8 protein-coding genes are annotated in these 11,003 nt (G+C 44.5%); 1 reads left to right on the top strand and 7 read right to left on the bottom strand.

What is annotated here, in order from left to right:
• Positions 1 to 21: 21 nt before the first annotated feature.
• From fabD to AC4E8D_RS13395, 7 genes are all read right to left on the bottom strand, one after another.
• The gene (gene fabD, locus AC4E8D_RS13425; protein ID WP_221824840.1) at positions 22 to 3,309 is read right to left on the bottom strand and encodes an ACP S-malonyltransferase; all 3,288 of its coding nucleotides are present in this window, start codon (positions 3,307 to 3,309) and stop codon (positions 22 to 24) included.
• A gap of 20 nt (positions 3,310 to 3,329) precedes the next feature.
• Positions 3,330 to 4,010, bottom strand: coding sequence for an MBL fold metallo-hydrolase (locus AC4E8D_RS13420; RefSeq protein ID WP_076217160.1), 681 nt, complete (start codon positions 4,008 to 4,010; stop codon positions 3,330 to 3,332).
• 15 nt (positions 4,011 to 4,025) lie between these two features.
• Positions 4,026 to 4,769, bottom strand: a complete 744-nt coding sequence (locus AC4E8D_RS13415; RefSeq protein ID WP_221824842.1) for a diacylglycerol/polyprenol kinase family protein — start codon at positions 4,767 to 4,769, stop codon at positions 4,026 to 4,028.
• 170 nt (positions 4,770 to 4,939) lie between these two features.
• Positions 4,940 to 5,776, bottom strand: a complete 837-nt coding sequence (gene bacA / locus AC4E8D_RS13410) for an undecaprenyl-diphosphate phosphatase (RefSeq protein ID WP_256704411.1) — start codon at positions 5,774 to 5,776, stop codon at positions 4,940 to 4,942.
• 370 nt (positions 5,777 to 6,146) lie between these two features.
• Positions 6,147 to 7,028, bottom strand: coding sequence for a membrane protein insertase YidC (yidC, locus tag AC4E8D_RS13405; RefSeq protein WP_490206315.1), 882 nt, complete (start codon positions 7,026 to 7,028; stop codon positions 6,147 to 6,149).
• On the bottom strand, positions 6,965 to 7,315 hold the full coding sequence (locus AC4E8D_RS13400) for a hypothetical protein (RefSeq protein ID WP_490206314.1): 351 nt from the start codon (positions 7,313 to 7,315) through the stop codon (positions 6,965 to 6,967). The genes yidC and AC4E8D_RS13400 overlap by 64 nt, the downstream gene beginning before the upstream one ends.
• A gap of 92 nt (positions 7,316 to 7,407) precedes the next feature.
• Entirely contained in the window at positions 7,408 to 9,027 is a 1,620-nt protein-coding gene (locus tag AC4E8D_RS13395; RefSeq protein ID WP_490206313.1) for a DUF4153 domain-containing protein, read from the bottom strand.
• A gap of 134 nt (positions 9,028 to 9,161) precedes the next feature.
• On the opposite strand from AC4E8D_RS13395, the gene AC4E8D_RS13390 reads away from it, so the two are divergent.
• Positions 9,162 to 10,967 carry an ABC transporter substrate-binding protein gene (locus tag AC4E8D_RS13390; protein ID WP_221824847.1) on the top strand — a complete coding sequence of 602 codons (1,806 nt, stop codon included), beginning with the start codon at positions 9,162 to 9,164 and terminating at the stop codon, positions 10,965 to 10,967.
• The last annotated feature ends 36 nt before the right edge of the window (positions 10,968 to 11,003 follow it).

Genomic DNA, 11,003 nt, shown 5'->3' with positions numbered 1-11,003 from the left:
CTGTCCCCACAATGCTAAAAGTTAGTTCATCTCAACGGCCATAGCCAATTGTTTCAGGCGCTCTTGCATAACCAAAACCGTATCTTCCATTAACTTTATGCCCACTTCAGCTACGCGGCGGTTTCTCCAGTCCTCCAGCGGTGTGCCTTTCACCCATTGATTAAAAGCTCCCAAGGCAGGACCACAGTGGATTTGATAATCGACCTGATGACCTGCTGTTCCTTCCATTGCAAGCATCGTACTGTGGGCAAAATACCACTTGAATACCAATGCCATTTTGTATTTGGGATTCTGTTCGGCTTTTTGTATTTCCTCCGGAGATCTATACTGAACGACCTGGCGATATACTTCTTCAAAGGTTTTTTTGAAATATTTGTTTTCCAGCTGCTGTTTGTTTTTTTCACTAATGTCATTTAAAGAATCATGCTGCCGGTACAAATCATAGAGCTTGTTCGCTCTGGCGGGGAAAAATACACCTTTGCGGAGAACCTGTACCTTGGCTCCAATCTCAAACATGTCTCCAGCAGGAGCATATTCCGTGTCGTGAATGTTCATATCCTGTAGTAAATCTTTGACAGCGTCACTAGTAGCTGCTTCAACCGTGCATTGATTGATTGAACCTGTTACGATAAAATCCGCTCCGAGCAAAAAAGCAGCTGCTGCTGCTTCAGGTGTACCAATACCACCGGCAGCACCAATGCGGACTTCTTTCGAATAACCGTACTTTTCCATCATTGTATTGCGAAGACGAACCATGGCAGGCAGCAGGACATACGCCACACCCGCATCTGTATGTCCACCCGAATCAGCCTCAAGGCACAGATCCTCTGCAATGGGTACTTTTTTCAGGAGTTCTGCCTGAACAGATGTAATCTTGTTTTCCTTCAACATCTTCTCAACCATGAATTCCGGAGCGGGGCTTAAAAATGCTTCAGCCACTTCAGGTCTGGATACTTTTGCAATAATGCGATTGGTTGCGGATACCCGCCCGTCTGATGAACGCTTCAGTCCATGGGCACGGTACTTGATTAATGCCGGAGTAACACCCATGAAGGCAGAAGCCTCTACTGTATTTACACCTTTACGTAGTAATAAGTTAACCTGTTCTTCTTCACGTTCAGGATGTGTCATTTGATGAAGAAGATTTAACCCATATGCCTGTCCATCCTGCAAATGGTGTTGTATATAATCGATTCCTTCTTCGATCTGCTTCAGGCTTAACCCCCCTGTGCCCAAAAAGCCCATCATTCCCGATTGCCCCACTTTAACAACCATCTCCGCCGAAGCAATGCCTCTGTACATTGCACCTGTCAAATAGGCCATTTTCAGATTATAGTCCTTTTTGAAGGGTTTCGAGCCAAGAGACTCGGCCAGTCGAGTTTCTTGGTTGCCAGGCTGTACAACGGATGATATTGGAGTATCGGGGTGGACTGCTGACGATAATGGTTTGACAGACATGTCTTCAGGACGATATACGATGGGTTCGCACTCTGTCTGAATCTTGGTAACCAGCTTAGTCAGCACATTGCCTGGACCGATCTCTTCTATTGTGTTTACGCCCATGCCCATCAGAACCCGTACCGTTTCAGACCAGCGAACCGGATGTGTAATTTGGCGGACCAAATTGGCATGAATTTCATTTGTACGATAGGGTCGGGCTGTATAATTTGAGATGACGGTCATCGTAGGAGCGGAAAATGTATAACGCTGGAGATGCTGATCGAATTGTTTGGCTGATTTTTCCATATAACGCGAATGAAATGCGCCGCTGACCCTGAGAGGGATATACATCTGTGCACCGTTTTGTTCAAAAATTGGTTTGGCCTGATCAATGATTTCTTGAGGCCCTGCCAAAACAATTTGGGTCGGGGAGTTCAGATTGGCGATATCCAGTTGATACAGTCCAAATCGTTGAAGAATTGTCTTCAATGCACTCTCGGTTAAACCGATAACCGCGGCCATCCCCCCTTTAGGGGCCATGCTCATGATTTCTCCTCTTTTATGTACAAGCTTCAATCCTGTAGCAAAATCAAATACGTCTGCGGCAAAAAGCGCATTGTATTCTCCCAAACTGTGGCCCGAAACCAAACTTGGCTTTCTGCCCGTTTCCTTGATTTTATGTAGATACATCATGGCATTAACAACAAACAAAGCCGGCTGCGTATATTCTGTCAGGCTCAATTGCTGAGACCGATCGTACAAGCACAGTTCCTGAATGGAAAATCCAAGAATATCATCCGCTTGCCGGGTCAACTCTGGAAACTGCTCAAATAATCCTTCACCCATGCCCAACTTCTGTGATCCCTGCCCTGGAAATACATATGCCCACAAAGGTTCATCCCCTCCAGTTTCATTCGAATTGGCGTAACGACTAATGATCTCTTCCACATGTTTTGCATCCTGATGGAAGGGAGTCATGGTTATATATGTTCGTTCCTTCCTGTGGCTAATCTGATTTATGAGGCTGGAAAGTGTACCCGAAGGCCCCAAATCCAGAAATATACTATCCGGTTTCTCTTCTCGTATATGAGATATCGCCTGAGAGAAAAGAATCGGTTCCTTGACAACTCGCCAAAAATGATCGGTTGATACCTTGGTGACAGCTTGTCCGGTCAAGCTAGAGACAAGCGGAATCTGGGGTGCATCGTAAGACAGCTTGTCCAGATAGGCTAAATACTCTTTGGCCGCAGGATTGATACATGCTGAATGGAAGCCATGAGTAACAGACAGTCTGACATGAGAAATCCCTTCGCCTTTTAGCCAATTCTCCGCTATTGTAAGCCCTTTCAACTCCCCCGAGATGACTAGATGATTTGACGAGTTCACAGCAACAAGCTCACACTCCGCATGTAGCTCCGGATTAGTGTCATAGATGTCACGACTATGCAATACAGCCAGCATGCCTCCCGGAATACAAGTCCTGTGTATAATTTCAGCTTGTCTATACACTGCTTCCAGTCCCGCCTTGGGAGTTATTACGTTGGATACAGCCGCTGCAGCGAACTCCCCCAAACTGGTACCAACAACGGTTGTGGGTATAACCCCGTTCTCCATTAATGTCCTTGCAAGCGCATATTCCAGCATATAAATGGCGGGATGTGTAATTAGAGTTTCTTCGAAACTATCAGAATAAGGCCGATTTGAATCATATAATTCCTGTATAATGGATCTGCCGCCGATGTCTTGAACCCAACGATCCATCTGCTGCATCCATCGGCGAAATACCGAATAACTCCGGTATAATTCTTTTCCCGCTTGAAGATATTGTGAACCCTGACCGGAGAACATAAAAACAATGTTTTCTTTCATATGCCACTCCTCTTGTTCCTTCACACAAAGCTTTTGGCATCCGGCTGATTCCTTCTCATCCGGAAAGCAATAAACTGTTCTTCATCGAAAATATTAAAATATATGTTTCTCTCAAGCAGCATCTGAAGTGTCTGACCCGGTTCAATGCCAAATGAATGTGCAGGGTATACCCTGACGGAAGGGTGTATTTGCTGCCGTATTTTTTGCAAACTCTGATACATCGCACCTGGATCCCCTCCGCGTTCGGAGCATATGCCACATCCCTCTGCAAACAGAGTATCTCCTGTAAAAATATGATTTGTTAATGAATAGCATATAGAGCCCGGCGTATGTCCTGGGGTGTTTATACAGGATATTAGTGTATTGCCCATTAAAACGGCATCTCGATCCTTTACAGGCTTCAAATTCTTACAGTGGTACCTAAAAAAATCAATTTCGGCACCCCCCATATAAACCTGAGGATTAAAACGGTCGAGCAATGCCCCCACAAGATGTACATGATCCGTATGGGAATGTGTCAACAGGATGTGTGTGAGTTTGGCCTGCTCAGCTTCCAGGGAATCCAGAATGGCTTCGAGGTCCCAGGAAGGATCAATAACCGCTGCCTCCCGGGTCGTTTCATCAACGACAATATAGCTATAATTAATGAATGCTTCATAACTGGATTTAATAGAAATCACCTTGTATTCACTGGTTGTCATATGAAGTTCTCCTTGTTAAACAAATGAAATGATCATGTACAAACACGCAAAACCAACGATAAGTATAAACGGTGTATCTACAGTATGGGGTGAGAATGCCTCAGCTAGAGTTACAGCTATAGGAAGAACCAGCAGTGCAACAACTAATTGTGGAACTGTAAAACTGCTTGCAAACACCAAAAGGATCAATACTGCGGATAAGAACACACATAAACTGCCTTCGATACTTCTCGTAAACTTTTTCTTCGAAAATAAGGCATGAACACGATATTTATGTTTTCCAAAGCGAATACCGATCGGTTCGGCAAGCCCGTCTCCTAGTCCATTAATGATAACGGGAATAAAGGCCAGCGTACCATAACCTATGCTTTGAAAATACAGAAAGCAGGGTGCCAGAACGACGTAGCCGGCAATTAATTGCGTATTCATCCACAGCAAAGTATGAGGACGATCTTCCGGACGATCAAAAGAAGCAAACATGCGTTGAACCAATACACTTTTCTCGCGAATTGGCTTAATATAAATGAGCATAATAACGCAGTTCATCAGCATTCCGACGATAAAAATGGGCCCGGTATATCCTGTACTGGAACTCACGATCAATTCAATAGCCATTGGTGTAATAAAAGACATGAAATGAACAATTTTACGAGCGTAATTCACACGCAACTGATATTTGAGTACAATCGTACCGATCAAAAATTGGATTCCATACAGTATGACAAACATGATGCTTTGCTTTATGATGAATGGTGTCATATTTTGCGCTCCCACCCCAGTAGATGAATCTCCCTTGATAACTACCTATTTCCAAAAAAAAAGCAAAAGGGAATCTTTCCTTTTCAATGTGAGTTGATAAAAACACTGATCATGGATAAGACTCCCGGCGACGGTTAATTTATTCACATGTAATAGATAATAAGAATGCTCTAGTTTAGCAAAAAGATCCAAAAAGCGGCTGCCAATACAAAACGATAGATTGCAAAAGGAATCAGTTTAATCCGGTTAATCAACTTCAGGAAAAATTTAACTGCAATCATGGCTACAATAAAAGCAGTCACAAACCCCGTAATAAATAAGGGAAGATCATCAACCGACAGATAATCCCAGCTCTCGTATAAATCCTTCAGTGAAGCTCCGAACATAATAGGAAGTGCCATGATAAACGTAAATTCCGAGGCTGTTTTGTGACTCATGCCTGCTAGCAAACCTCCCGATAGCGTAGCACCCATTCTCGAAAAACCGGGAACAAGTGCAAAGCACTGGAACAGACCTACGATTAAAGCCTGCCGGTACGTGACTTGATCCAATGTTTCTGCAGCCGGCTTTTTTGGTTTAAATATTTCGGCTGCAATCATCAGAATCCCGCCAAGGATTAACGTTACAACAACCGTTTGAGCACTGAACAAAACCTCTTTTATGTAATCGTAAAAAAATACGCCCCCAACACCAAAAGGGATAACACCAATAATGATATGAATAAGTGTTAATTTTTCCGTAGACTTTGTCGCTTTCCGATCTTCTCCAACATGGATACCGAGGATGCTGAGAATTCGTTTCCAGAACAGAAAAGCCACAGCCAGGATTGAACCGAGTTGGATTACAATCTCAAATGTCGAAGCACGCACAGTACCCTCGAAACCTAGCAAATGTCCCACCAAAATCAAATGACCTGTAGATGACACTGGGGCGAACTCCGTAAGTCCTTCCACTATACCTAGTATAAGCCCGATAATAATATCCACTAATTTTCCTCCAGATCCAATGAATTAAATTTATCGTGGTATGAATTCACAAAAATCGTTATATTTTGATAAACATTTACACTAGATTCGCTCCTCCCCAAAACTCTTAAACAAAATGGTAATGGATGCATCAAATTTTGTCAATAAATCCAATGAATAAATTTTATTTGTTTTTATTCCATAAATCTACCTCATCATGTTCAAACTGGACTTGACCTGAAAACCCCTTATAGAATAAATATGTCAACCCCTTACCTTATATACTAAAACCTGTTGAGTGATGAGAATTGTTCTTTGATCACTCGTTTCCACTCTCACGAAAACACCCTATAAAGTAGACGACGTGTCTGCTCCATAGGGTGAAATAGCGTAGTTGTGATGTCGCCCCAAGTCACTGTGACTTGGCGTGTTTTCTGGACTTGTTATGTTGCACAGACTTGATCTTTTTCACCTCAATCGTAGCAGGCTCCTGCGGATGTTCCACCGGGTACATTTTGCGGAACAATAATGTCTGTAGTACAAGGAATGCCCCCCCAACTGTCCAGTAGAGCGGCATCGCTGCCGGAGCTGTAAGAGAAAAGAATGCCATCATCAATGGGGAGAGATAACCCATAATGGCGAACTGTTTTCGCTGCTCAGGCGCCATATTGGCTTGTGATACCTTGGCTTGAATCAGATATATGACCGCAACCACCACAGCGAGTACATAGTCCGGCGCTCCCAGTTTGAACCACAGGAACGAGTGGGAGGACAACTCCGGTGTAAGTCGGATGGCTGTGTAAATACCTGAAAGTATAGGCAGCTGAATGAGCATCGGCAAGCAACCAATGTTCAGCGGATTGAACTTATGTTTCTTGTATAGCTCCATCGTTTCCTGAGACAGCTTTTGCTTATCAGCAGGATCATTTTTGCCTTCATATTTTTTCTTGAGCGCATCCATTTCGGGTTTCATGGCGTTCATGATGACTCGTGTTCCCTGCTGGGACTTGGCTTGACGCATCATCAAGGGCAACAGTGCTAAACGAATGACCAGCGTAATTACGATAATCGCGACCCCGTAGCTTCCGTTAAATATGGTGGCAATATGCTGAATCAGATACGACAGTGGAAATACAATGTAGTGATTAAAAAATCCCGGTGTCGATGAAGTAATCTCCGACACGTTGTTGCTGCATCCGGCAAGCAGCATGACTGCAAACAAAATGACAATCAGGCCATAGATCCGTCCCTTGCCCGTTCTAAAAGTGAATCCCTTGTTAGTCTTATGTTCCATATATATCCTCCTCGTTGATTTGTTGACCAATCGTTCAACGAGGAATGACAATCTGGTTCATCTTCATCGGGCGCTTCTCTTCGTCTAATCATGCGACTCCAGTCTTCCTGTCTATGCTGTCTGTCCAAACACAGGGCGGGAAGTACAGGTTCAAGTCCACCACCGGCGCCACCTTCCATCCAGTACTCTGTCATGCCACAATGAAGATGGGCAATATAGGCATAACTGACGGTGAAGATGAGTCCAATCGAAAATAAATATGGTAATAACTCCTGCAGTTCAAACAAGGGATTCACCCCCTTTATAGGTTAGTTTTTATATTATAACACTTACATATTGTTTTTGCATAAATCCGTACGTGAAAACAACTACTATTCAGCTATTCCGTTCTCAATTTGGACATTTCTAGCTCAGCTCGGTGTCTCGCCACGTTATAAGAAGGCCATGAACGATCTGATGCATCTCCGTCCAGGTAGGCTTGACGTTCCAGCATTTCCCTCTTAAGATCCAGATACTCCTCCTGAGCAAACTCTCGAAGTAACGGAACTGCATCTGCCGACAGACTTGCCAGATAGGTTGCATCAATATTGCCAGTCTGATGATAACGTTCTATGTTCAGCTCGGCAATCCGTTTATCCATGCCCACATAGTTGACTGCAACATAAGCTGTGAGCGCCAGCACGATATACCAGCGGATCAGCGGTATTGATGTGTACCGTATACGAAGGCCAGCAATCAGCAACAGGAGTGCGAGGAAGATCATGAATGCGTGTACCAGGAAGCGGATGTACGTATATCCATATGCCTGCTCATACAGATTTAAGCGCATAAACGCGGAATACAACATAATTGCTGAACAACTGACCAGAATCAAGAGAAGTACCTGATGCACGATGGAACCCGCTTTGCCACTCGAACGGGTATACTGCAAAGCAACAATAAGAATAAAGAAGTTAATACCTGTGACGAGAATTAACTCTGCGAATCCACTTCTCGCATAATCTGCGTAAGACAGATCTACCGGAAGATGCCCCTCTCCTGCACCAAACAGATACGAAAACTGTACAAGTACAAACAAAACGTACACACAGTTAATGACAATCAGCATCGTCCCCACAATGATGGGGTCCAATCTGAATGGTTCCCGCTGAACCGGAGTGCGTTCGGGCTCGGGGGTAATCTTATTGGTAACCTGACCTTCAGTGGCCGGGCCCACAGGAGAGAATATATAGGTGTGATCACGCTTATCAACCGTGGATGCTGCTCCATTTTTCCAATGTGCGTTCGCTCTCTTCTCTGCCTCATATTGCATTGGCTGTACAAATCCCCATACATAACCGAACAGTAATACACCTGCGATGACAATCCAGATGATTCTTGGTATCCCTGGAGTAAAAGCCAACTGATTCAGCCACTCCGGAAAACCGGCTAAATACTGATCAAAGACCCCGTCAGCAGAGGACAATAATGCAACGACTACAATGAGGATAGGCAAGGACGCCACAAGACCAATGAGCACTTTGAAAACAACTGTTTTCTGGGATTTGCCCATGCCACGCCCGCCTGCTCTCACAGCAATAGCAGCAACAGTCCCCCAATGACGTATGGCTTGAGGCAGCAAGTGGTCAATCGCCGTACCAATCAAACCGATCTCCCACCATTGCTTCTGTTTTCTGCCCATCAGATACGTCATATGTAAGATAACTACGCCAGGTATGACCAGAAAATTAAGAACATACAGCAGTTCATTGTCGTATAACAGGAACGTTAGCGACAACAATAGCACTACAGCCGCCACAAAAGCATCAATGAACTTGAAAGACCTCATGCGATCCCGTGCAAACAGATACATGAACACATAAAAGAGAATTACAAAGATAGGATACGATACGCCAATCTCATTACCATAGAATAAATACTGGTGAATGATTGCCAGCATCCAAGCAGACAGTAGCGTGATTAGAGCGCGTTGCGGTGAAGCCATTATTTTATCAATCATGGGAAAAACCTCCATTAACCTTTCTATGCTATATTCTAGATGATAAAATAGGAATATAAATAGAAATTAAATTCGACAAAACTTCTTATTTTAGAGGAATACGTCAGAGTTCACCTCCAGGAGGGAATCAACACTTGAAATTACATCAGCAATATCTGCTGTTGCATCGCCATTACGGCCACCACACAGAACATGAACTTACACTCGCCGATCTCGCTGAGTTGCTAAATTGTACACATCGCAATACGTTAACGATTGTCAAAAAGATGGTTGCCCATGACTGGGTTCATTGGGTTTCCCAGCGTGGCAGGGGTCGGCGTTCTTCACTTACCTTGCTTGTTCCGGCTGATCAAATCGCCGCAGAATATATGATGCAGGCCATGAATCGCCGGGAATTGCAGGAAGCTGCCGAGCAGGTGAGCGCATTCTCCAGTTCAACAATCATGCAGGATCATCTAAACCAGTGGTTGCTTGGGTATTCAGGACATCATACGGAAGCCGGCACCAATAATGAGCAGATTGATACGCTTCGGTTGCCCCTGCGCCAACAGCTTCATGCGCTTGATCCGCTGTACATTAATCTATTAGCTGAATCCTTTGTTACCAGCCATGTCTTTGACGGGTTGGTTCAGCGGGGCGAACAGGGAGAGATTCTCCCATGTCTCGCTCATACCTGGGATGTCAGTGCAGACCGAAAGACCTGGATCTTTTATTTGCGAAAAGGTATTACATTTCACGATGGTCAGTTGTTGACGGCCCATGATATTGTTCATACGTTTGAACGGCTGCAATCTACAGATCGCCGGACACTGTACCGTGATGTAAGTAAACAGATTCTATCTATTGAAGCGGTCGATTCCTTAACCGTGTGTTTCCAGCTTAAAAATCCTCATGAATTGTTTTTGTCCTTCCTGACAACAAGTCGTGCGGCGATTGTACCCTCATCAGGAACAAACGAACATAAGATGAAGCATTCGAGTGATGTGCATGGGATGCAAAAACCTGTTGGGACGGGACCGTTCAAGGTCACCGCCTGGGATGATCACTTGTGCAGACTTGAAGCCTTTTCATCGTATTTTCAGGGTAGAGCCCATATGGACCGGGTAGATATCCTGCAAATTCCGTGGAGTGCCTCGGCAAAAATGGATGATAGCCAAGATATCGAAACTCCGTTCTTTCATCTTGTTCATAATCCGTCTTCGTCTGCGGGTGCAGACTGGACACAGATTAGTGCAGGGGTGATGGTTCATAAATTACTCACGTGTAATACGCAAAAAACCGGACCGTTAAACGATCCGGAAGTAAGAGCACACCTTCAGTCATGCCTTGCTGGAATGTATAGAGATGACGGACGTGGAGATAACTCTGAGGTCGTGGAGACTGATTTTAGTGCCGTGAATACCAAGAAAGTCCAAGTCCACTCGGAGGGATTTAGCGATATATCGATGAGTTCCGTATCCTCCAGTCCCGTCTCCCTGCACATTGCAACCATCCCACAATATCGCAGGGATGCCCAACATCTGGCGTCCATACTGGAGCAGTGCGGTTTCTCCTGTACTGTCCGTACTGCTACGATGGAGCAGTTCAAAGGAAATCTGCGGCTGGAGTCTGATCTGATTCTCTTCTCTCTCATTCGGGACAGGGACGAAGAACTGCGAAGGTATGATCTCTACTCTACGTTATCTGAGCATCTGGAAGATTCTACTCGTATAACGATCCATGAGATCTTGCAAACCATCGTAGCCTCTCCCATCGCTGCGGATCGAACTCGTGAATTAGACCGCATTGAGCAATTTTTGGTTGGTCAGAATTTACTGTTCCATTTATCCGAAAAACCGGTAGAAACCGCTTATCTGCCTTCGGTACGTGGTATATCTTTCAACAGCCAGGGCTGGGCGAACCTGCGTCATATCTGGTTTCCTTCGCAGGTGATGAAGTGAGATTGTTATGGATTGTGCTAAAATAAGCAAATGATA

The organism is Paenibacillus sp. SRL342 (assembly GCF_984798905.1).
Note: the sequence above shows the minus strand (reverse complement) of the source record. Positions and strands in the feature narration are given on the sequence as shown.